This window comes from Aureibaculum flavum, assembly GCF_016406085.1.
GTDB lineage: Bacteria > Bacteroidota > Bacteroidia > Flavobacteriales > Flavobacteriaceae > Aureibaculum > Aureibaculum flavum.
The window spans coordinates 1-24020 of the sequence record NZ_JAEHFJ010000015.1 but is presented as its reverse complement, the minus strand read 5'-3'; the positions used below and the strand labels follow the sequence as shown (position 1 = coordinate 24020).

19 protein-coding genes and 1 pseudogene are annotated in these 24020 nt (G+C 32.2%); 3 read left to right on the top strand and 17 right to left on the bottom strand.

Annotated features, from left to right (window positions below):
- Positions 1-2: 2 nt before the first annotated feature.
- The 12 genes from JBL43_RS19240 to JBL43_RS20320 all read right to left on the bottom strand — a co-directional run bounded on the left by JBL43_RS19240 (position 3) and on the right by JBL43_RS20320 (position 13642).
- Complete coding sequence (locus JBL43_RS19240; RefSeq protein WP_198842987.1) at positions 3-1523, bottom strand: WG repeat-containing protein; 1521 nt, start codon at positions 1521-1523, stop codon at positions 3-5.
- Between the two features lie 26 nt (positions 1524-1549).
- On the bottom strand, positions 1550-2974 hold the full coding sequence (gene asnS / locus JBL43_RS19235) for an asparagine--tRNA ligase (protein ID WP_438839438.1): 1425 nt from the start codon (positions 2972-2974) through the stop codon (positions 1550-1552).
- A gap of 84 nt (positions 2975-3058) precedes the next feature.
- Complete coding sequence (rfbA, locus tag JBL43_RS19230; RefSeq protein WP_198842985.1) at positions 3059-3934, bottom strand: glucose-1-phosphate thymidylyltransferase RfbA; 876 nt, start codon at positions 3932-3934, stop codon at positions 3059-3061.
- Between the two features lie 12 nt (positions 3935-3946).
- Positions 3947-6334: an efflux RND transporter permease subunit gene (locus JBL43_RS19225; protein ID WP_198842984.1), complete on the bottom strand. Its 2388-nt coding sequence runs from the start codon at positions 6332-6334 to the stop codon at positions 3947-3949.
- Positions 6335-6378: 44 nt separating this feature from the next.
- Positions 6379-8847: a DUF5686 and carboxypeptidase-like regulatory domain-containing protein gene (locus JBL43_RS19220; protein WP_198842983.1), complete on the bottom strand. Its 2469-nt coding sequence runs from the start codon at positions 8845-8847 to the stop codon at positions 6379-6381.
- A 127-nt stretch (positions 8848-8974) separates the two neighbouring features.
- Positions 8975-9529, bottom strand: coding sequence for a ribosome recycling factor (gene frr, locus JBL43_RS19215; RefSeq protein ID WP_117882145.1), 555 nt, complete (start codon positions 9527-9529; stop codon positions 8975-8977).
- A 12-nt stretch (positions 9530-9541) separates the two neighbouring features.
- Complete coding sequence (gene pyrH, locus JBL43_RS19210; RefSeq protein ID WP_198842982.1) at positions 9542-10255, bottom strand: UMP kinase; 714 nt, start codon at positions 10253-10255, stop codon at positions 9542-9544.
- A 130-nt stretch (positions 10256-10385) separates the two neighbouring features.
- On the bottom strand, positions 10386-11351 hold the full coding sequence (gene tsf / locus JBL43_RS19205) for a translation elongation factor Ts (RefSeq protein WP_198842981.1): 966 nt from the start codon (positions 11349-11351) through the stop codon (positions 10386-10388).
- A gap of 69 nt (positions 11352-11420) precedes the next feature.
- Positions 11421-12206: a 30S ribosomal protein S2 gene (gene rpsB / locus JBL43_RS19200; RefSeq protein ID WP_198842980.1), complete on the bottom strand. Its 786-nt coding sequence runs from the start codon at positions 12204-12206 to the stop codon at positions 11421-11423.
- 110 nt (positions 12207-12316) lie between these two features.
- Positions 12317-12703 carry a 30S ribosomal protein S9 gene (gene rpsI / locus JBL43_RS19195; protein ID WP_117882137.1) on the bottom strand — a complete coding sequence of 129 codons (387 nt, stop codon included), beginning with the start codon at positions 12701-12703 and terminating at the stop codon, positions 12317-12319.
- Entirely contained in the window at positions 12703-13158 is a 456-nt protein-coding gene (rplM, locus tag JBL43_RS19190) for a 50S ribosomal protein L13 (RefSeq protein WP_138948136.1), read from the bottom strand. The genes rpsI and rplM overlap by 1 nt, the downstream gene beginning before the upstream one ends.
- A gap of 334 nt (positions 13159-13492) precedes the next feature.
- On the bottom strand, positions 13493-13642 hold the full coding sequence (locus tag JBL43_RS20320; protein ID WP_233098838.1) for a hypothetical protein: 150 nt from the start codon (positions 13640-13642) through the stop codon (positions 13493-13495).
- 130 nt (positions 13643-13772) lie between these two features.
- Between JBL43_RS20320 and ggt the strand changes: the two genes are divergently transcribed.
- Positions 13773-15479: a gamma-glutamyltransferase gene (ggt, locus tag JBL43_RS19180; RefSeq protein WP_198842979.1), complete on the top strand. Its 1707-nt coding sequence runs from the start codon at positions 13773-13775 to the stop codon at positions 15477-15479.
- Between the two features lie 176 nt (positions 15480-15655).
- On the opposite strand, the gene polA is transcribed toward ggt, so the two are convergent.
- The 3 genes from polA to JBL43_RS19165 form a co-directional block, all read right to left on the bottom strand.
- Complete coding sequence (gene polA / locus JBL43_RS19175) at positions 15656-18493, bottom strand: DNA polymerase I (RefSeq protein ID WP_198842978.1); 2838 nt, start codon at positions 18491-18493, stop codon at positions 15656-15658.
- A gap of 132 nt (positions 18494-18625) precedes the next feature.
- Entirely contained in the window at positions 18626-19636 is a 1011-nt protein-coding gene (locus JBL43_RS19170) for a glycosylasparaginase (protein WP_198842977.1), read from the bottom strand.
- 70 nt (positions 19637-19706) lie between these two features.
- Entirely contained in the window at positions 19707-21044 is a 1338-nt protein-coding gene (locus JBL43_RS19165; RefSeq protein WP_198842976.1) for a sugar MFS transporter, read from the bottom strand.
- A gap of 146 nt (positions 21045-21190) precedes the next feature.
- Here JBL43_RS19165 and JBL43_RS19160 point away from each other — a divergent pair, with 146 nt between their 5' ends.
- Complete coding sequence (locus JBL43_RS19160) at positions 21191-21913, top strand: copper homeostasis protein CutC (protein ID WP_198842975.1); 723 nt, start codon at positions 21191-21193, stop codon at positions 21911-21913.
- 312 nt (positions 21914-22225) lie between these two features.
- The gene (locus tag JBL43_RS19155) at positions 22226-22522 is read left to right on the top strand and encodes a thioredoxin family protein (protein ID WP_117882117.1); all 297 of its coding nucleotides are present in this window, start codon (positions 22226-22228) and stop codon (positions 22520-22522) included.
- An 88-nt stretch (positions 22523-22610) separates the two neighbouring features.
- On the opposite strand, the gene JBL43_RS19150 is transcribed toward JBL43_RS19155, so the two are convergent.
- A complete protein-coding gene (locus JBL43_RS19150) occupies positions 22611-23255 on the bottom strand; it encodes a polysaccharide deacetylase family protein (RefSeq protein WP_198842974.1) in 645 nt (214 codons plus the stop codon).
- Between the two features lie 147 nt (positions 23256-23402).
- Positions 23403-24020, bottom strand: a pseudogene (locus JBL43_RS19145) (tetratricopeptide repeat protein); the annotation flags it as partial.

Below are 24020 nucleotides of genomic sequence, written 5' to 3'. Positions count from 1 at the left end.
AATTATTTTATTTCAACAAGTTTATTTAATCTAATACTATATTTTTTCTTTTTATACGATATGATATTCTTTTCAACATCAACCGTTATTGGATCTGCACTTAAAGGTATCAAAAAACTGCCATCAACTATACTAACAAGGGCACTTTTATTGTCTTTTTTAACCAAAACAAATACGGATTTATTAAAATCTTTTATTTGGTCATATGCTGTAGGGATTATTTCTTTACCCTTATACATCAGTCCCATTTTTCCTTTTGATGTTATTTTGCTATAGTTGTAATTATTATTTAAACTTTTAATAAAACTAACATCTGTATAAATAGGGTCGCCTTCATAATTATAAATATCAGATAATCTGTTATCAGGCAAACTTGCTTTTATATAGTTCGAATTAACATCTAGATAATTATATTTTGTTGGGATGATTAATTTTCCAGAATCAATATTTACCGCACCGCGTAATCCGTCAACTTTAACTACTGCAATATTTTTAGAAATATAGTTATTTACTTCGTCATAGGGCGTAAAGTCAATTTTTTTATTGTGAAGAATATCAATTAGTGTTTTTTTATTTTGTGATTGTAATAAATAATAATTATTGGATAGCATTTTTACATTGTCATAACTAGGTTCAATTAGAAACTTTTTAAAAACAATATTATACAAGCCCCATTTGCCATTTTGTTTGATAATAAAAAAATTACCATTATAATTTTTGTCAACAGCATCAAAAGTAATAGGCGTTATATCGTTCCCTGTTTTATCTACAATTCCAAACTTTCCATTTTTTTCAACTAGAATAAATTTAAAATAATAATCTAATTTGGAAACAGAAGTGAATTTATTTCCAAAAACGTTTTTACCATTATTATAAATTATATTATCTACACCATTTTTGGTAATTAAAAACCAATTTTCTTGCTGAAAATAGTTTATTTGATCATACTTAATAGGCAAGAGTTCTTCGCCATCAGCACTAAGAATACCATAAAAACCATTTTCTTTAACTTTAAAATAGTTGTCTTCAATACTAATTTCGTCGTATGCTTCTTTTAATAATTTATTTCCATAATAATCAAATAAGTAAGATTTACCATCTTTATTTGTCGTATAAATATTATGGGTATTATTATAATAAAAGCTAGAGTATTCAAAAGGAATTATAATGTTTCCTTTTGGATCAATTATTCCTTCTTTACCATAACTTAAAGAAGCCTTTATTCTGTCTTTAGTGGAACCATAAGAATTAATTGAATTAAAAATGGGTTTTACTAATACCTTGCCTGATTTGTCTTTTAATCCATATAGATTTGAGTTTTTTCCCTTATAAATTAAAAGGGTTTTATCTATTTCTCCAGTTACAATATCACTTGTAGAATTTTGGTAATATTGATTTACATTTCCAGATTCTGTACTTTCAATAACGGTTTCTTCCACTTCCATAATTTCCACTACTTCCTCCTCTTGAGAGAAACCAATGATGCCACTGAATAAGGCTGTAACAACTAGTATTCTTTTCATATTTTTTTTATTTTTAAATAATAGATCTAAAATTCTGCGTTCTGTGGTGTTCTAGGAAACGGAATAACATCTCTGATATTACCCATGCCAGTTGAAAATTGTACCAAACGTTCAAAACCTAGTCCAAATCCAGAATGTACTGCGGTTCCAAATTTACGCAAATCTAAATACCACCAAAGCTCTTTTTCATCAATGTCTAGGGCTTTTATTTTTTCTTTTAATACATCTAAACGTTCTTCCCTTTGCGATCCGCCAACTATTTCGCCAATTCCAGGAAAAAGTACATCCATGGCCCTAACGGTTTTACCATCATCATTTAAACGCATATAAAACGCCTTAATATTTGCTGGATAATCAAAAAGAATTACGGGACATTTAAAGTGTTTTTCAACTAAAAAACGTTCATGCTCACTTTGTAAGTCAGCACCCCATTCATTAATAATGTATTGAAATTTTTTCTTTTTGTTGGGTTTACAGTTTCTTAAAATATCTATAGCTTCAGTATAAGTAACACGTTTAAAGTTGTTTTCAGCAACAAAATTCAGTTTTTCTAATAAAGACATGTCACTGCGTTCTAGCTGCGGCTTAGATTGTTCTTCTTTTGTAAAGCGTTCGTCTAAAAAGACTAAATCATCTTTGCAGTGCTCTAAAATATATTTGATTACACTTTTAATAAAGTCTTCAGCTAAATCCATATTAGCATCTAAGTCATTAAATGCCACTTCTGGCTCAATCATCCAGAATTCGGCTAAGTGCCTAGTCGTATTAGAATTTTCTGCTCTAAAAGTAGGGCCGAAAGTATATACTTTACTTAATGCCATAGCATAAGTTTCAGCTTCTAGTTGACCAGAAACGGTCAAATTAGTTTCTTTACCAAAAAAGTCTTGTGAATAATCAATTTCACCATTTTCATCTGTTGCCGGATTTTTAGGATCCATCGAGGTTACTCTGAACATTTCACCAGCCCCTTCAGCGTCAGAACCCGTAATAATTGGAGCATGAAAATTATAAAAGCCGTTTTCAGTAAAGTATTTATGTACAGCGAAAGAAAGAGCAGATCGCACACGCATTACTGCACTGAAAGTATTTGTTCTTACTCTTAGGTGAGCGTTTTCACGTAAAAATTCAAAACTGTGTTTTTTAGGCTGAATTGGGTATTCTTCAGGATTAGAATCACCTAAAATTTCAATATTTTTAACTTCTATTTCAACACGCTGCCCTTTACCTTGACTTTCAACTAAAGTTCCAGAAAGGCTAACCGCCGCACCTGTTGTTATTCTTTTTAGAATATTCTCGTCTGTATTTTCAAAGTCTACAACACATTGTATATTATTGATAGTAGAACCATCATTTAAGGCGATAAACCGGTTCGCTCTAAACGTACGAACCCATCCTTTAATAGTTACATCATGTAAAAAATTCTCTGATTGTAATAATTCAGCAACACTCATTTGCATTTATCTTAAAAATTAATGAGCGGTAAAGATACTGATAGATTTTAAAATAGATTAAAGGAGTTCTAAGAAATTCAAATTTTATCCGTGCTGTTTGTGTTTTACAATATTCATTAAGTAATCACCATAACCACTTTTAACCAAGGGTTCGGCAATTTTAATAAGCTGATCTGCAGAGATAAATCTTTTTTTGTAAGCAACTTCTTCTATACAACCTATTTTTAAACCTTGGCGTTCTTCAATAACTTGAACAAATTGCTGAGCTTGCATTAATGATTGAAACGTACCCGTATCTAGCCAAGCGGTACCTCTGTTCAGAATACTTACATTTAAATTACCTTGTTCTAAATACACTTTATTTACATCAGTTATTTCATATTCACCCCGTGCAGAAGGTTCTAGATTTTTAGCAATAGCCACAACAGTGTTGTCGTAGAAATAAATTCCTGGAACAGCGTAATTAGATTTTGGATGTTCGGGTTTTTCTTCTATAGAAAGGGCTTTATTGTCTTCATCAAATTCAACAACACCATAACGGTTCGGATCATTAACATGATAAGCAAATACAGTTCCTCCTTTTTTACTTGTAGCTTCAATTAAAGCTTGGTGAAATCCTGTTCCATAAAAAATATTATCACCTAAAACTAAAGCAACACTATCGTCTCCTATGAATTCTTCACCAATTACAAATGCTTGTGCTAATCCATTAGGTATTTCTTGTACTTTATATTGAAAATTACACCCCAATTGTTTACCATCTCCCAATAGTCTTTCGAATAAGGGCAGGTCATGAGGTGTAGAAATAATTAGAATATCTTTTATGCCAGCTAACATTAAGGTTGAAAGAGGGTAATAAATCATAGGTTTGTCATAAATAGGCATTAATTGCTTACTTACGGCTAATGTTAAAGGATGTAACCTTGTTCCGCTTCCTCCCGCTAAAATAATTCCTTTCATAATAATTTAATTTTAATCTTCAGTTTCTTCCTTTAGTTCAGCTTCTGTTTCTGTTAATATTTGAATTGGCGGTTTTTTTAATACCTTTTTATTTGCTATCTTTTTTTCTAAGGATAATAATAATGATGGTAGTAGTAATAGATTTGAGACCATTGCAAAAAGTAAGGTAACGGATACCAAGCCTCCTAATGCTATTGTGCCTCCAAAACTAGAAACGGTAAAGACTAAAAATCCAAAAAATAATACAATGGAAGTATAGAACATACTTACACCTGTTTCTCTTAGGGCATTATATACAGAAATTTTAACTCTCCAGTTGTTGACTTGCAATTCTTGCCTGTATTTAGCTAAAAAGTGAATGGTGTCATCAACCGAAATACCAAAAGCAATACTAAAAACTAAAATAGTTGATGGTTTTATAGGGACCCCTAAATAGCCCATAAGCCCTGCTGTAACCAAAAGAGGTAAAATATTTGGTAATAATGAAATCAATATCATTTTGAAGGATCTAAACATCCAAGCCATAAACAAGGAAATTAGAAAAATGGCTAGAGACAACGAAATCACTAAATTTTTAATCAAATAATTAGTTCCTTTTAAAAATACTAATGATTTACCGGTTAGAGTTACGTTATAGTTTTCTGCAGGTAAAACTTTATCAATTCTAGCCTGCAGTCGTTCTTCTATTCGCTCCATTTTATCGGTTCCAATATCCTTCATGAAGGTGGTAATACGAGCATATTGACCTGTTGAATCGACAAAATTACTGAGCAAATCTGAATTTGTATTTGAATTTTTAGTGTAGGATAATATAAAATTTTGTTCTTGCGTTGTAGGTAATTGATAGTACTTAGGGTTGCCATTATAATAAGCTTGCTTAGAGTACTTTACTATATTTAATACAGAAACTGTAGGTGAAAGTTCAGGAATTTCATCAATAATTTCAACGAGCTTGTCCATCCTTTTTAAAGTAGACAGCTTCATTACACCTTTTTTGCGTTTGGTATCAATAATTATTTCTAAAGGCATTATACCCCCAAATTCGTTTTCAAAAAAAACAATATCCTTAAAGAAATCTTTTCCTTTAGGCATGTCTTCTATTAAACTACCTGAAACTTTTATCATGTAAACACCAATAATACTAAAAACAATTACAACCACTGTAGAGATGTAAACCGCAATACGTTTATGACGCACAGTACGCTCCATCCAACTTACAATTGTATCAATCCAGCGTTTTTCTAGGTGTCTTAAATGTTTGTCTTGTGGTTTATGTAAAAAACTATAAATAATTGGAATTATTAATAGTGATAATATAAATATAGCAAGGATGTTAACGGATGCAATGATACCAAATTCGTTTAATAATTGACTTTTTGTAAAAATAAAAGTAGCGAATCCAGATGCTGTAGTAACATTGGTCATTAAGGTAGCATTTCCAACTTTGGAAATTACACGCTGCAGTGATTTTGCTTGATTACCGTGTTCTTTAATTTCTTGCTGATATTTATTGATAAGAAATATACAATTGGGCACACCAATAACAATTATTAATGGTGGAATTAGTGCTGTTAATACTGTGATTTCATAGCCAAACAAGCCAATAAAGCCAAAAGCCCAAATCACACCAACACTTACTACTATCATGGTAATTAAAGTAGCTCTATGTGATCTAAAAAAGAAAAAGAAAATAATTGAAGTTACCAATAAGGCGAGTACTACAAAAATACCAATCTCGTCAGTTATACTTTTAGAATTCATGGTCCTGATATAGGGCATACCAGAAATTTTCACATCAATATTATTATCTTTTTCGAACTTTGCGATTGTAGGATTTAAAACCTCAAGGATGAATTTTTTACGTTCAATCGTATTTACAATGTCCTTTTTTATATAGATAATGGTTCTTATCGTTCCTGTTTTTTTATTAAACAAGAAATTATCATAAAAAGGAAGATTTTCAAATAGGTCTGTTTTTATAGAATCAACTTCTTTGTCCGTTTTCGGGGGGTGATTATAAATTGGAGTAAAATCAAACCTTTCATTTTCGGTATCCTTGTAAAGTTTTTTAATGTCTCCAATAGAAACCGTAAAATCTATTTGTGGTAAAGTGTCTAATTGTTTGGACAGTTTATTCCAATTATTAAACTTTTTAGCAGTATATATTGTTGAATCTTGTGTGGCCAGTATTATTAAGTTGCCCTCTTCGCCAAAGATTTTTAAAAACTTATTATATTCTAGATTTACTTCGTGGTTTTTAGGTAGTAAATTAGCTTCACTATGTGAAAAACGCATGTATTTCATTTGCGTTGCTAATAAATAAGTAATAAAGGCTAGAATTATTAATATAGGAATCCTTCCTTTAATAATTATACGTGCAATGTATGTCCAAAAATTCATTAAGAAGTTGTGTATTTATAATGCGGCAAAGGTACTAAAATAAGCTAAAATCCTAGACTAAGCACATAAGTTAGTTTTACAGCTAAATTATCTGAGAATTTAGCATTGCTATATTGGCCATAACGGTAAAAGGAACTCACGCCAAAACCTTTAAATAAATGGTTTAAAACGAGACCTGATTCCATATAACCTTTATTCATTTTTTTAAAGGATACACCATAATGTTCACTTGCACTTTCTATTGATCCTATAGCAAATCTAGAAATTAAGCTTAAACTTGGTCTGAATTTTTTAGTTATTTCAAATCTAGAAAAATTATATCGCCCTTGAATAGAAACATACCTGTCTGAAATAAATTCGTTAAATGCCATAGTTTCGAATGCATTTGTACCTGAAAAATTAATTCGTTTACGCCAAGGGTTTGCAAAAGAATAATTAGGTGTGGCATTATAAAGGTGTGTTAAGGGTGCATCGCCAAAAGTATACCCTCCTTGTATTAAAAAACTTGTAGAGCTCTTGTTTATGAACTTTATATCGTGTTCGTATTTTAATTTAAGTTGATTAAATTCTAAATCACCACCTAAAAAATCATTAAAAGTTTTTGCAAATTGTATTGTGATTTTTGGAAAACCATTTTTAATAGTAAATTTTCCTTCTGGGGTATTTAAATATCTACTAAATGGTGTCCATTTCAGGGCTGCAGTTGCTGTTGTTAAATTATATTCAGAATAGACTAAATTATTAGTAATAAATTGATAGTTAAACTTTGGGTAATAACTGCCACGGGTCATTTCTAATTTTGTTTCTAAATTTGGTAAAATATCATGTTTAAAATTGATATTAAAAGTTTTGTAATTAAAAAACTGACCTATATTTAAATTTCTAGGATTGATTAATGCAAATGATGTTTCCTCAAAAAGGAAGTCTAGTTTAGCCGCTTCTTGTAAGTCATCTGTATAACCAGCACCAATCCAGCTATTATTTGTCTTACTGAGTCTTATAGCTGCACCAACATGATACTTTATTGTTTTATCCTTAAATCCATAAGCGGCATTAGTTTCTAGTTTTAGTATCTTTGAGAATGTGGAGTTTGTAATACCTCCTAAACCAAATCTAAAACCTTCATAATTATTAAAATTGATCATTTTACTCAAATCTAAATCAAAATAATTAGTAGGGTAAAAGCCTTTTAATACTTTTCTGGCAATGTTTAATTTTTGTTCGGCACCTTCTGACTCTGATAGACTGTCTAAAACTTTATAAGCCTCTAAACCACGAGAGGTTATAGAATCGGTTCTGTATGTATTCCAAAAGTCTTCATTTCTGTCTGCAGCAAAATCATCAATTTCTATTGAGGAAGCAGAGTTAATAACCCGTATAGGGTCATTAATAATTATATCGGATATGTTACTTTTTGATATTAAAAACGTGGCATCGGTGAAATCTTTTCCCCTTGGATTTACAATCGAGTCATTCCGTGTTTGATTTTCGGAGAATTTTATAACTTCGCCAAAAATTGAGACATCTTCTTTATTCTTACCTTTTCGAATACTAATAGTTGTTTCGTCAGGAAACCAGATGTTTTCTTCATTTTTGTATGTGAAATTTTGAACAGCTTGTACCGCCACAATTCCTTTTAACTCAGCAATTCCTTTTTCTAGAGCAAAACTGTTTTCATGAATGTACAAGACACCTTCTAAACCAACAACATCCTTTTTTTGTTTAGGTTTGTAATGAATCATATAAGAGGCCCCTTGCTTGTTATATATGGTGTCAAGTATTTTATAATTGTATTTTTTTAAAGCATTTTTAGCCAATGGGTTTATGTAATTATTGCCTAATAGCGTGTAGGCTTCATCATAGAACGAGAAGCTCTCAATATCTAATGCTAAAAACTCGTAGATAGGGTTTTTAAACCCAGCCATCCGTGTGGCTAAAATAGTTTCTTTTTTGTTTTTACCTCTTTGAAAAGTGTGTTCGGCAACTTTTTCCGTTATGTATAGATGATGTCTGTTGATTTGTTTTTTAAAGTTGTAATTGGCAGAATCTAGTGCAACAAAAACTAGGCTGTCATTTTTTTTAACAAAAACGGAATCAATTGTTCCACTGATTGAATCGGGATTAGCAGTAACGAGTAATTTATTGTATAGTTTGTACTTATAGGTTTGTAAGGCCTTTGAAATATTATTTTTATCTCTATTCTTTATGGCATTTCTAATAATTACTAAAGCAGGATTCTCTTTTGCAATAAGTAATACTTCGCCTAAGTTTTCGGAACTAGCTTCTAATAGTATTGTTATAAAATTATTTTTTTTTGGTACGATAACATTCTGTTTGTTGTAACCAACATAGGTAATTGTAAAAGCAGAAAAAGCGTTTTTTGATGAGATGTTAAACCGACCTTCTGTATCCGTAATGGTACCAATACCAGTGTTGGTAATTACGGTTGCAAAGGGAAGAGGTGTTTTGGATTTACTATCTTTGATAATACCGGAAATATTATTTTGTCCCATTCCTAAAAAAGGAACAAGAAAGAATAAAAAGATACAAAATCGCTTAATAGGACACATTATAATATTAAAATAAAAAAAGCATCTGTTTACACGATGCTTTTGACAGAAAATTACTATTGAAATGTAATTATATTGTCATAATTTCTTTCTCTTTTATATCAAATAAATCATCAATAGTTTTGATGTATTTATTGGTAAGTACTTGAATTTCTTCTTCACCGATTTTTTGTAAATCTTCGGAAACATCCAATTTTTTTATATCGTGATTAGCATCTCTTCTGGCATTTCTTATGCTAATTTTATCATTTTCAGTTTCGGATTTAGCTTGTTTTGCAAGATTTTTACGACGTTCTTCTGTTAAAGCCGGAACATTAATGATAATATAATCACCATTGTTCATAGGATTAAGTCCTAAATTAGCAAACATTATTCCTCTTTCAATTTCTTGCAACATATTTTTTTCCCAAGGCTGAACACTTAGTGTTCTTGCATCAGGTGTATTAACATTTGCCACTTGACTTAATGGAGTCTTGGTACCGTAGTAGTCAACCATTACACCTCTTAACATGGCAGGGGATGCTTTACCAGCCCTTATATTTGCTAATTCTTTAATTAAATGTTCTACTGCATTATCCATTTGTTCTTTAGCAGTATCTATTATAAATTGTAATTCTTCGTTCATAATAAAATAATTCTAAATTTCTATATCAACTTTTGTTCCAATATTTTCACCTGAGAGTAATTTCATCAAATTACCTTCTTTATTCATGTCAAATATAATAATAGGTAATTTATTTTCTTCACTCAATGTAAAGGCTGTCATGTCCATAACTTTTAAGCCCTTATTCATTACATCTTTAAATGTAATATTTTCAAACTTTACTGCATTAATGTTCTTTTCAGGATCAGAGGTGTAAATTCCATCTACTCGTGTCCCTTTTAAGATTACGTCAGAATCAATTTCTATAGCTCTTAATACTGCAGCTGTATCCGTAGTAAAAAACGGATTACCTGTTCCGCTACCAAAAATAACTACTCTACCTTTTTCTAAATGCCTTACCGCTCTTCTCTTAATATAAGGCTCTGCAATTTGCTCCATTTTTATGGCAGTGAGTAATCGTGTTTGCACATCTGCGTCTTCAAGAGCACTTTGTAAAGCTAAACCGTTAATTACGGTAGCCAACATGCCCATATAGTCCGCTTGAACTCTATCCATCTTGCTGCCTTCTGTCGAAAGACCTCTGAAAATATTTCCGCCACCTATAACTATGGCTACTTCAACACCGCTTTCAACTACCTTTTTTATTTCTAAAGCATATTGTTTTAAACGAGTTTGGTCTATACCAAAATTTTGATCGCCCATTAAGGCTTCACCACTTAATTTTAATAGAATTCTTTTGTATTGCATTTGTTATGAAAGTTTGACAAATATAAGCATTTCAAAAATAAAAAAACCTCGTCATATGACGAGGTTTTTGAAATTATTTTTAAGAAATTGAATTTTCCACTTTTTGATGAGTGAAAAATTTATTAAAAGCTTATCCTACAGAAACACGTTTAAAGTCTGTAATAGAAACATCTCCATAAGATGTAACATATTTTGCAACATTTATCTTCTCATCTTTAATAAAGTTTTGATCCAATAAACATTTCTCTTGGTCTAATGTTGTGTTATCTGATATAAAACGTTCCATTTTTCCTGGAAGAATTTTATCCCAAATTTTTTCTGGTTTACCATCGGCTTTAAGTTCTGCTTTCGCAGCTTCTTCAGCATTAGCTAATACTTCAGGAGTTAATTGAGCCATAGAAATGAACTGAGGTACGTTTTTAAGTGTTTTACCTAAACGAGCTAATTCAATATTATCTTTTTCAATAACAGCAATTCTAGCTTCCGTTTCAGAGGCTACAAAATCTGCATCAAAATCTTTAAAAGATAACGTTGAAGCTCCCATAGAAGCAACTTGCATTGCAACATCTTTTACTAATGTTTCAGCATTATCTACTTTAGATGAAAGACCAACTAAGGCTGCAATTTTATTAATGTGCACGTAAGTACCTACATAAGGTGCCTCTAATTTTTCAAAACCAGTAAGTTCTAATTTTTCACCAATAACACCAGTTTGTTCAACTAATTTATCGGCAACTGTCATTCCATCAAAGTCAGAAGCTAAAAAGTCTTCTTTAGTATTAAAGTTGATTGCTTTCTCAGCAAAGCTATTTGCTAAAGCTAAGAAATTTTCATTTTTACCAACAAAGTCAGTTTCACATCCTAAAACAATAGCAACACCAGCGGTGTTAGACTCATTGATTTTAGAAACTGCTGCACCTTCTGAAGAATCTCTATCAGATCTTTTTTCAGCAACTTTTTGACCTTTTTTACGTAAAACGTCAATCGCTTTATCAAAGTCACCTTCCGCCTCTACTAATGCATTTTTACAATCCATCATACCAGCACCGGTAGCTTTTCTTAATTTATTTACTTCTGCGGCTGTAATTTTTGCCATAGTTTTTATGTTTAATCTATTAATGAATTTTGTTGAACTAAATTCATTAATTGTAGGTTATACAATAATTTATTTTTTCTCCTCTACAATTACTTCTTCAGTTTTAGCCTTTGCTTTTTCTACTTTTTTAGAAACTTTAGGGGCATCATCTTTGCTTGAATCTTTATCAGATTTTCTTTCTGCTAAACCTTTTGCAATAGCTTCAGTTGAATAAGACAAAATCTTGTTGATTGATTTTGAAGCATCATCATTTGAAGGAATTACGAAATCAATTGGTCTAGGGTCTGAATTTGTATCTACCATAGCAAAAATTGGAATATTCAATTTTTGAGCTTCAGCAATAGCAATATGTTCTCTTCGAGTATCAATTACAAATAAAGCACCAGGTAAACGAGTCATGTCAGAAATTGAACCTAAATTCTTTTCTAATTTAGCTCTTTGACGATCAATCTGTAATTTTTCTCTTTTAGATAAAGCATTGAAACTACCATCTAGTTTCATTCTATCAATTTGAGCCATTTTTTTAACAGCTTTACGAATAGTTACAAAGTTAGTAAGCATTCCGCCTGGCCACCTTTCTGTAATGTAAGGCATGTTGACGCTCGCTGCTTTCTCAGCAACTATATCTTTAGCTTGTTTTTTAGTCGCTACAAATAATATTTTTCTACCAGAAGCTGCTATTTTTTCTAAAGCAATCCCAGATTCTTCAATTTTAGCTGAAGTTTTATACAAATCGATAATATGTACTCCATTACGCTCTGTATAAATATACGGAGCCATGTTTGGATTCCATTTTCTTGTCAAGTGACCGAAGTGTACACCTGCATCTAATAATTCTTGAATTTGAATGTTCATTTTGTTTTTTGTTTACGTTCCTTATTTAGCAATAACTAAGTAGCCATGTTACATGAGTCTTAATTATTTGGGTGCTAAACTTAAACTGTTTATAATTAATAAAAATATGATTAACGTTTAGAGAATTGGAATTTTTTACGGGCTTTTTTCTGACCGAATTTTTTACGCTCTACCATTCTTGGATCTCTTGTAAGTAACCCTTCTGGTTTAAGAATCGTTCTATAATCAGGATCGATAGAAACTAAGGCTCTAGTAATGGCTAAACGAATTGCTTCAGCTTGACCTGTAACTCCACCACCAAACACATTAACTTTAATGTCATAATTTTTGTCATTATCAGTTAGTGTCAAAGGTTGCAATACTTTGTATTGTAAAGTTCCTGTAGTAAAATAATTGTTTAATTCTCTATTGTTTATGATAATGTTTCCTTTTCCTTTAGAAACATAAGCACGGGCAACTGCCGTTTTTCTTCTACCTATTTTATGTACTATATCCATTATCTAAGATCGTTAAGGTTAATAGTCTTTGGTTTTTGAGCTTCTTTGTTGTGCTCAGTACCTGTAAAGACATTTAAATTTCTAAATAAAGCACTACCTAATTTGTTTTTTGGTAGCATCCCTTTTACCGCTTTTTCTACTAGACGAGTTGGATCTTTTTTAAACAACTCAGTAGCCGTAAGCGACCTTTGACCTCCAGGGTAACCTGTATGACGGATATAAGATTTTTCCGTCCACTTCTTACCTGATAAGATAATTTTTTCTGCGTTAATAATTACTACGTTATCACCACAATCAACGTGGGGTGTGTAGTTGGGTTTGTACTTACCTCTTATAAGCATTGCTACTTTAGAAGCTAAACGACCCAGTGTTTGTCCGTCCGCATCAACCAATACCCACTCTTTTTTTACAGTGGTTCTGTTAGCTGAAACTGTTTTGTAACTTAATGTGTTCACACGATTAGTTTTTGTCTATTAATAATAAATTGTTTTTCCCTTAAAAAAGGGTTTGCAAAGATACTACTATTTATTTATATAACAAACAGTGTATTAGATATATTTTTAGGGCAATAATTTACAAAGAATATCATCTGGGTAACACTCCATTTTTACGTTTAAAAATCCGTAAATCAGACAACAATAATTCATATCTTAATGAAGCTATTATAAAATGAAGAACATAACTGGTAAGGCTTAGAGGTTCTTAATTATCAGGAGAAGCGTCAAATTCTTTTCTCTTGTTGTTAAACCAAGCATTCATTGTATTATACGTTTTCATTATTTCACTCATTTAATTCATTGCTTTTAAATGAGGCTTATCTCCAAGTTGAACCATTTCCATAGCATGAACTTTACTCATTTCACCTATTTCGTCGAACGTATTCGCGTTGAACTTTTTTTCGCAAGCACCACCTAATTGTTTGCAAGTCATTGTTTTCATTTGTTGAGTAATTTTATTTTCAATGTACAACTTATTAAATGAATGACTGCAAGCATTATGCTTTAAGCTCTTCTATTGCATATCAACTATATTTTAGTTAGGTTTGTTATTTACCTATAATCTTACTTCGATGAATATCTTCTTGAAAACAATTGTATTTGGTTTATTATTTGTTTCTAGTGCCATTTTTGCTCAAAGTGGAAAAACACCTGCTCCTAGTGAAAACGGAATGGTTGTTACTAGTCATTACTTAGCATCTAAAGTTGGGAGTGACATTCTTAAAAAGGGTGGGAATGCCATTGACGCTACTGTAGCTACTGCTTTTGCTTTGGCAGTTACCTTACCATCTGCGGGTAATATTGGTGGTGGTGGATTTTTAGTTTATTATGGAGATGATGGAAAAAAAACAACGTTTAATTTTAGGGAAAAAGCTCCATTAGCCGCATCAGAAGATATGTTTTTAGGAAAAGATGGTAAAATAAAAAATAATTCAAATCATGAAGGGTTGTTAGCGACAGGGGTACCAGGTACTGTTGCTGGTTTATATATGGCTCATCAAAAAATGGGAAAATTACCTTGGTCAGATTTGGTGGCTCCTGCCGTTAAATTGGCAGAAGAGGGTTATCCAGCAAGTTATCGTAATGAATGGTTTGTTCATTTTATTGCAAAAAATAATTCGAAATACCCTTCTACTGCTAAAGCATTTTTAAAACCTGATAATACACCTTATAAACCTGGTGAAATTTTTAAACAACCAGAATTAGCAGAAACATTAAAAAGAATTCAGAAAAAAGGAGCAGATGGTTTTTATAAAGGCAAAACAGCAAAATTAATTGCCGATTTTATGAAGAAAAACGGAGGGATTATAACTGAAAAAGATTTAGCCAAATACCGAGCACAGGAATTAACACCTGTTTTGGGAACCTATAGAGGATATGAAATTGTAGGTATGCCACCACCAAGTTCTGGAGGAATTGCTTTAATTGAAATGTTGAATATATTGGAAGGGTACAATTTGAGTGAAATGGGTCATAACTCTGCAGCTTCCCTGCATGTGATAACAGAGGCGATGCGAAGAGCCTTTTCTGATAGGGCTGAGTTTGTGGGAGATTCAGATTTTAATCCTGATTTGCCAATAGATAAGTTGTTGTCAAAAGAGCATGCTAATAATTTAAGATCTAGTATTGACTTACAGAAGGCTTCATTAAGTGACTCTGCACATTTTAATGCAAAACATTTAGTACCTGAAAGTCCTGAAACTACCCATATTTCTGTGGTTGATAAACAAGGTAATGCCGTTTCTATGACATATACATTAGAGAATAGTTATGGTAATAAATATGTAGTCGAAGGAGCAGGATTTTTATTAAACAATGAAATGGGAGATTTCAACCCTATTCCTGGTTATACAAATTCTAGAGGTTTAATTGGTACAAAACCGAATTTAGTGCAGCCTGAAAAAAGAATGTTATCGAGTATGACACCTTCTATTGTTGCAAAAAACGGAAAACCTGTAATTGTTATTGGTAGTCCCGGAGGAAGAACCATTATTAACACCGTTTTACAAGTTATTTTAAATGTAATTGATTTTGATATGAATATCGCTCAAGCCATAGAATCACCGAGAATTCATCATCAATGGTTTCCGAATAAAACTTCTTTTGAAAAATTTGGTATTTCACCAGATACCCAAAAATTATATGAGGCATTGGGACATGAAGTGTATTTTAGAAATATGCAAGGGCAGGCCATGGGTATAACCATAGATCATAAAAACAATAAGGTTTATGGTGCTGCAGATTCTAGAAGTTTTGATGCTAGAGCTGTTGGGTATTAATGCAATAGATTAAGCTATTCTCTTTTGTTTTTTTTATCTCTTTTAGCTTGCTTCTTTTCTTTTGCACTTAAAAGAGGCTCTTTTTTTGAGTTTTTCTTTGCGTCTTGTGATTTTGCCATGATATTTTTTTTAAAAAATTAGTTATATTTTTATGTATCTTGAAGTCTGATTGAGTTCTAATGAGCTACTAGCCAATCTTCACCTATTCCAATCTCAACATCTAAAGGTACGGATAATTTGTAAGCATTTTCCATTTCTTGTTTAATGATAGGTTTTATAATTTCCAGTTCATCATTGTGTGCATCAAAAACCAATTCATCATGAACTTGCAATAACATTTTACTTTTAAAATTTTCTTGTTGAAAACGATTGTAAATAGAAATCATTGCCAATTTAATAATGTCGGCGGCACTTCCTTGGATAGGAGCATTTACAGCATTTCGTTCCGCTGCTCCTCGAACAATAGCGTTACGAGAATTTATATCTTTTAAATATCTACGTCTACCTAAAACGGTCTCAACATAGCCATTTTCTCTTGCAAAATGAATTTGACCATCCATATAACTGCGTAATTTTGGATAGGTTTCATAATAGGTATCAATCAATTCTTTAGCTTCGCTTCGTGACAGTGAGGTTTGATTACTCAAGCCAAATGCCGAAACCCCATATATAATTCCGAAATTTACTGTTTTGGCATTACCACGTTGTTCGCGAGTTACTTCACTAATTGGGACATTAAAAACTTTAGCGGCAGTAGAAGCATGGATATCTTCTTTGTTTTTAAATGCATTTATCATGTTATCCTCTTTACTTAATGCAGCAATAATTCGCAATTCAATTTGAGAATAATCTGCTGCCAACAATGTGTAATTTTTATCTCTTGGAATAAACGCTTTACGCACTTGTCTTCCGCGTTCTGTCCGAATCGGAATATTCTGTAAATTAGGATTGTTAGAACTCAACCTACCTGTAGCGGCGACCGCTTGAGCATATACTGTGTGAATTCTATGAGTTTTAGGGTTAACTTCATTAGGCAACGCATCTACATAGGTACTTTGTAATTTTTTATATTGTCTAAATTCTTGAATATCTCTAATAATTTGATGGTCTTTCGCTAAAAAGGATAAGACATCTTCAGCAGTAGAGTATTGACCTGTTTTGGTCTTTTTTGGTTTGTCTACTAATTTAAGTTTGTCAAATAAAATAGGTCCCAGTTGTTTTGGAGATGCTAAATTAAATTCTTCTCCTGCTTGCTCATAAATACTTTTTTCTAAACGTTCAATATCTTTATTTAACGCTACTGATAGTTCTTTTAGAAAACTAGTATTTATGTTAATTCCTTCAATTTCCATTGCAGAAAGCACAGCTACCAATGGCATTTCTACATCATTGAATAAATTGGTAAGGTTACCACCTTCTAATTCTTTAGTGAAATGTGTTTTAAGTTGTAACGTAATGTCAGCATCTTCAACCGCATACTCTGTTTGTTTGTCCAGTTCAACATCACGCATGTTGCCTTGGTTTTTACCTTTTTTACCGATCAATTCCGTAATTGGAACGGGTTGATAGTTTAGATATGTTTCTGCTAGTATATCCATTCCATGACGCATATCTGGGTTTATCAGATAATGTGCAATCATCGTATCAAATAATTTACCTTTTACTGGCATATTATAATTGGATAATACCTTAATATCATATTTTAAATTATGCCCTACTTTTTCAATAGATTCATCCTCAAAAAATGGTCTAAACTCTTCTAATATTTCTAAAGTCTCTTCTTGGTTTTCTGGAAAATGAACATAAAAACCTTTGTGGTGTTCCCATGAAAAAGCAATGCCAATTAATTCTACTTCCAAAGATTTTAAACCTGTAGTTTCTGTATCAAAACAAACTGATTTTTGAGCTAATAGTTGTTTTAATAATAATTTTCTTGAAAGTGGTGTGTTCGCCAATTGGTAAAAATGGGTGGTGTTTTCAATGGAATTAAATCCGTTAACTATCACTTTTGGTTCGCTACTTCCCGTTCCAGGAGCTGCAAATAGGTCGAATTGAATATTGTCCGTTGGATTGTTTTTAACTCCTTCTTTTTTCGTTTGTATTTGAGGCTTTACTTCTGTGTTTTCATTTTTTGGGGCGAAAGTTTTTTCAAGATTAACCAATAATCTTCTAAATTCTAATTCTTCAAAAATTTCAGTGACTTTAGGTAAGTTGGGTTGGTCGAGTTCAAAATCTTTAGCATCAAATTCCACAGGAACATCTAACATTATAGTCGCTAATTTTTTTGATAAAAGTCCAAGTTCAACATTGGCCTCAACCTTTTCTTTCATCTTACCTTTAAGCTCGTGACTGTTTTCGAATAGTCCTTCAATACTACCATAAGCAGCTAAGAATTTTTTGGCTGTTTTATCTCCCACGCCTGGTAAACCAGGAATATTATCAATGGCATCACCTTTCATTGCCAAAAAGTCGATAACCTGTAGTGGATCAGTAATTTCAAATTTTTCAAGTATTTCAGGTACCCCCCAAGTTTCATAACCTCCCCCAAATCTAGGCCTGTACATAAAAATATTTTCAGAAACTAATTGAGCAAAATCTTTATCGGGTGTCACCATAAAAGTTTGGTACCCTTCTTTTTCCGCTTTTTTAGCTAGTGTGCCAATAACATCATCTGCTTCAAAGCCTTCTTTTACCATAATTGGAATGTGCATGGCTTTTAAAATTTCTTGGATGTAAGGCACCGCAATTTTTATAGCTTCAGGTGTTTCGTCTCTGTTGGCTTTATATTCGGCAAACATTTCCACACGATCTACACTGCCACCTTTGTCAAAACACACCGCTAAATGATCAGGGTTTTCTCTTTTTATTACATCTAGTAATGAATTCATGAATCCCATTATGGCTGAGGTGTCCATACCCTTAGAATTTATGATAGGGTTTTTTATAAAAGCGTAATAACCTCTAAAGATTAGGGCAAAAGCATCGAGTAAGAATAAGCGTTTTTGTGCAGACATTGTTATGTTTTCAAGTATGCTCAAATCTACAAAGATTGTTTAGACAAATAAAATATTTTATTTGCTAATAAAAAAACCTCACATGTCTTAACGAACTGTGAGGTCTAAATTACTGTATGTATTTGGTTTAAATTATTTTTCTTCTTTAATAAAATAATCAGATTGGGTATTTGTGTTTTTACCATCCTGAAATTTGCTCATACTAAAGTTTTTATGGATAGAGTAGGACCCTGTTTCTCCTTTTTTGTTAACGGCAATATAACCGACTTGAAAGTTTTTATAATTACTATTTGGTTTGGACACAATTCTTTTTATGGCTTCTTCACAAGCTTCTTGTGGAGATTTACCTTGTCGCATTAATTCTACAACTAAAAAACTACCTACGGTTTTCATAACTTCTTCACCCAATCCTGTGGCAACGGCAGCACCAATTTCATTGTCAACAAACAATCCAGCACCAATTATGGGTGAATCACCAACACGTCCCGCCATTTTATATGCCAATCCGCTAGTAGTACATGCCCCACAAATGTCTCCATTCTTATCAACCGCTAACATGCCAATGGTATCGTGATTTTCAATATTAATTATTGGTTTATATTCTGACTTTACTTTCCACGCTTCCCATGCTTTTTTGGACGATTCAGTTAATAAATCTTCTTTTTTAAATCCACTTTCATAAGCGAATTGTTCAGCTCCTTTACCTGCTAGCATCACGTGAGGTGTATCTTCCATCACTTTTCTAGCTACTGAAATAGCGTGTGTAATGTTTTGTAAATAGACAACTGATCCGCAATCTCCTTTGGCGTTCATTATACAAGAATCTAAGGTAACATTACCGTCTCTATCTGGTGAAGCTCCATTACCTACGGTGGTGTTATTTAAATCAGCTTCTTCAACTTTGCAACCTTGTTCAACGGCATCAAGAGCTGATTTTCCTTCTTGAAATGTTTCCCAAGCTTTGGTTGTGGCATTAGGAAAATTCCATGTTGCAATAACCAATGGTAAAGATGCTTTTACAGAGGTGGCTATTACTTTTTCATTATTTTCAGAAGCTTTTTCAGCACAGTTTGTTAACGAAGTTCCAATAGCTAGCCCAACTCCACTTAAGGAAGCATTTTTTATAAAATTTCTACGTTTCATATGTTTATTATTTGGTCGTTAAGTTATTTGCGTTATTCATTTTCTGTGCTGGTGCAGCAAGCCGGGGCTTTTACAAACTATATTCTGTTACGCTTTTATGCTTGCTTTTTGTGTTTTTTAATCCGTAAAACAATATGTATCCATAGCAGCAAATAACAAAAATTAAGGCTGTTTTAAAACCAACATTATCCGTAAGTAATCCAAACAAAGGTGGAATAATAGCTCCACCTACAATAGCTGTACACAGTAAACCAGAAGCTTTCGGTTTTAATGGACCTAGACCGTCAATGGCTAAGGTAAATATCGTTGGGAACATTATGGAGTTAAACAATCCTACAGCTATAATTGTCCACATAGAAACCAGCCCTGTTGTACTCATTGAAATAACAATTAAGGTAACCGCAAGCGTTGCAAAAACACCCAATACTTTACCTGGTTTCATTACAGTAGTTAAATATGATCCAACAAAACGTCCTACCATTGCACCCGTCCAATAGAATAATACAAAAATACCTAACAGTGCCTTGTCATCTGCACCATCCAATGATTTTTGGAAAAGGTTAGCAATAAAGTTTGCTGTATTCATCATTACCGAACTATCTCTTACCAATGGCACGAGGTTCATGTCTAAAAAATAATTGATTAAATAGCTACCAATGGCAACTTCAGCACCCACATAAAAGAAAATACCTAAAACACCCAACATTAAATTCTTTTGTTTAAAGGCTTGAGCATAAGTTCCTGTAGACTCTTCACTTATCAGTTTCGGTAGTTTTGCGAAAAAGAAAACAACGGCAATTAATCCTATAAAAATGGCCAAGCCTATAAATGGAGTTTGTACTGCCGCAGCTTCTGCAGTTAAATACGTTTCTTTTGCGGCACCAACTAATGAGCTAATTTCTTCTGGTGTTTTTATTTTGTCACTTAAGATGTACAGTGCACCTATAATAGGAGCAATAGCTGTGCCAACGGAGTTAAACGCTTGTGATAAATTTAATCGACTTGAAGCACCATCTTCACTACCTAAGGCAGCTACATAAGGATTTGCTGCTACTTGTAATACCGTCATTCCACCTGCTAAAATAAAATAAGCCAACATGAAAATGCTAAATTCACGATAGGATGCCGCAGGGTAAAATAATAAACATCCAACAGCCATAGTTATTAATCCTAATATAATTCCGCGTTTATATCCAATTTTAGAAAGTATAAAACTGGCAGGTATAGAAAGGATAAAATAAGCTCCAAAAAAAGCAAATTGTACCATACCTGCTTGGAAGTACGAAAGTGTAAATAATTCTCGTAAGCGAGGAATTAAAGAATCAACTAATACGGTTATAAATCCCCAAAGGAAAAATAATACGGTTAATAATATAAAGGAACTGCGATATGACTTTTCTTGATTCATTAGTTGTATTTTTGAGTTGAATATTATTACTATTTAGTTGTGATTTTTATTAAGTGAAGCAAGATACTAAAAACAGTGATAACTTTGTTAGATTTTAGATTAACAACAGTAGATTAATGTTAAAAGGAAAGGTAAAATAATAAACCATGAAAATAGAGATTTGTGCAAATAGTTACCAATCTGCAGTGAATGCTGAAGCTTCTGGGGCTGATCGAATTGAATTGTGTTCAGAATTGGCGGTTGGTGGTATTACTCCATCTTATGGATTAATAATAAAGATAAAACAAGATTTAAGGATTCCTGTGCATGTTTTAATTCGTCCAAGAAGTGGCGATTTCACCTATTCTAATGCTGATTTTGAAGTTATGAAGCAAGATATTGTGTTATGTAAAAACCTTGGATGTGAAGGTGTAGTTTCAGGTGTTTTAAATACAGATAATACAATTGATTTAGAAAGAACAAAAGAGTTGATTGAGTTGGCAAGGCCTATGTCTTTTACTTTTCATAGAGCCTTTGATTGGGTGGTGAATCCACTTAAGAGTTTGGATGAGTTGAAGGCAATTGGAGTTAACAGAATATTAACTTCGGGGCAAGAAAATCAGGCTATTAAAGGAATTGAATTATTAAAAAAACTTAAGGTTAGGGCTGGTACATTTATTGAAATTATGCCTGGTAGTGGTGTGAACATAGATACTATTTTGGAATTTAAAAAGGCTGGATTTAATCAAGTACATTTTTCTGCAACATCATTATATCGTTCTCAGAAGAAAGTCCATGTTACAATGAATAGCGACCGTTTTTTTGATGATACCATACTGGCAATTTCTGACTCTGAGAAGATTGTCAGTATGATTAATTTGGTTAAATAAATGCTAAAAAATATATTTATGAATGGCTTTGATTTAGTTTTGTTACCTATGCAAACTTAGTTTCAGTTTACTAGGATCTAAATTTAGATACACTTCAATCTTTTATTACAAAGACTAAGGTGGTTGTTATTTGTTTTTTTATTGAGTAATTGAAGTCTTCGTTTAAATGTATTTAGTTTGTCAATAATCAGTTGTTTTAGTAGAAATGTCTGTTATTACGTTAAAAAGTTAAAAAATAATCTAAAAATGTTATATTTGTATAACTAACCCTTTAACTCGGAGTTGATTGTTTAATATTTAATACTATATTTTATGGCAAAATTTGGTGAGTTAATCAGTTCAAGCATTCCTACTTTAATTGATTTTTACGCGGATTGGAATGAAAATAACAATACTTTCCATAAAGTGTTAAGAGATGTTGCTGCAGCTTTAGGAGATAAAGCCAAGGTCATAAAAATAGATATTGATAAAAACGAAATCTTAGCAAACGCATTACGTATAAAAGGTAACCCTACATTTATCATTTACAAGAATGGAGAAATGAAATGGCGTCAATCTGGAGAACAAGATGCAAATACCTTAATAAGTTTGGTAGAGCAGTACGTATAATAGAGGCAGGGTTAATTAATTTTTCAATCGTGTTATGCTTCTAAAGAGTAGTGCGAAGCGTCTCAAAATTATTTATGATAAATATTTATTAGCTTATCCTTTTAAATACGAATCCTTTCTCGCTAAAATATTCCAATACCTTCGGAAGTGCTATTTGTAGTCTTTCAAAAGCTTTTACGCTATCATGAAACACAATAATATTGCCTTGCTCTGCATTTTTAACTACATTGTTTAAGCATTGTTTAGGAGTAATAGACGTGTCGAAATCCCAACTTAAAATAGACCACATTACTATTTTGTACCCTTTCTCTAAAAGAAGTTTTGTTTGAGATCTTTTTATTTTACCGTAAGGAGGGCGAAACAGTTTGGGGTTATTCGGTTTTAGTTTTAACTCTTCAATGATTCTGTCTGTTTTTAGAACTGAATTCAAATAGTCTTCATTCTTGGTTTTCCAACCTTTCTCATGACTGTAGGTATGGTTGCCAACTGAATGTCCTGCTTTTAGAATGTTCTCATATGTAGTTGGATTCTGTTCAATGTTATTGCCAATACAGAAAAATGTAGCTTTCGCATCAAATTGGTCTAACATATTTAAAACCCAATCTGTTATTTCGGGGGTAGGACCATCATCAAAAGTGAGAAAAATTTCTTTTTTAGAATTAGAAAAACTCCATATTTGTTTTGGGTATACTGACCTAATCCATTTTGGAATTTTTGTAAAATAAGAGTTCATTTTAGGTAGAAAACGGATTAACGACTAGTATCTTTGTTTTGAAACAAATGCCATTGCGAGAAACGACGAATCTCATTATTATTCGTGTAAAATTTAATAAGATTCTTCGCTCACTCTGAAAGACATTATACTGATAAACACTTACAATTACTCAATAACACCTTCTAAAGAGCGTATTGAAGCGATATATCCTTTTTTAAGTTCTTCAGCAAATTCCTTGTCATTTTCATCAACAGTAGCAACGATGTTGTTATACATCATTAACGTACCTTCAATATCATCATAATGTTGTGAGACACCATAATTGTCTAACCCACTATAAAATTCGATCCTATCTTGAAAAATATCAACTAAGGTATTGGCAACATTTTTTGCTTTTTCTTTATTTCCAATTTGGTAATAAGCATCTGGGTAACCTAATACAAGTCCAAAATGACCATATCGTTTTATGGGCATTTTTTCAATAGAAAGGTCTAATATTTCTTCTGCTTTTTCTTTATTACCTTCTTTAATAAATGCTTCTGCCAATCGTATCAAACTATTTCTAAATGTAATGCCGTTTTTACGCGTTTCTACATCTACGTAAATGTCACCATTGCTGTTTCTCCAATCCCATTTTTTCACATTGTTATACATGGTTTCAGTGTCTATTCTACCAAGGTCTAACACACTTTTTGGACGTCCGTTAGAACTTTTACTTGGTGTAAGAATAGGAACGAATTTATAGGCCAATCCATCTAATTGAAGATAATCTTTAAGCCAAAT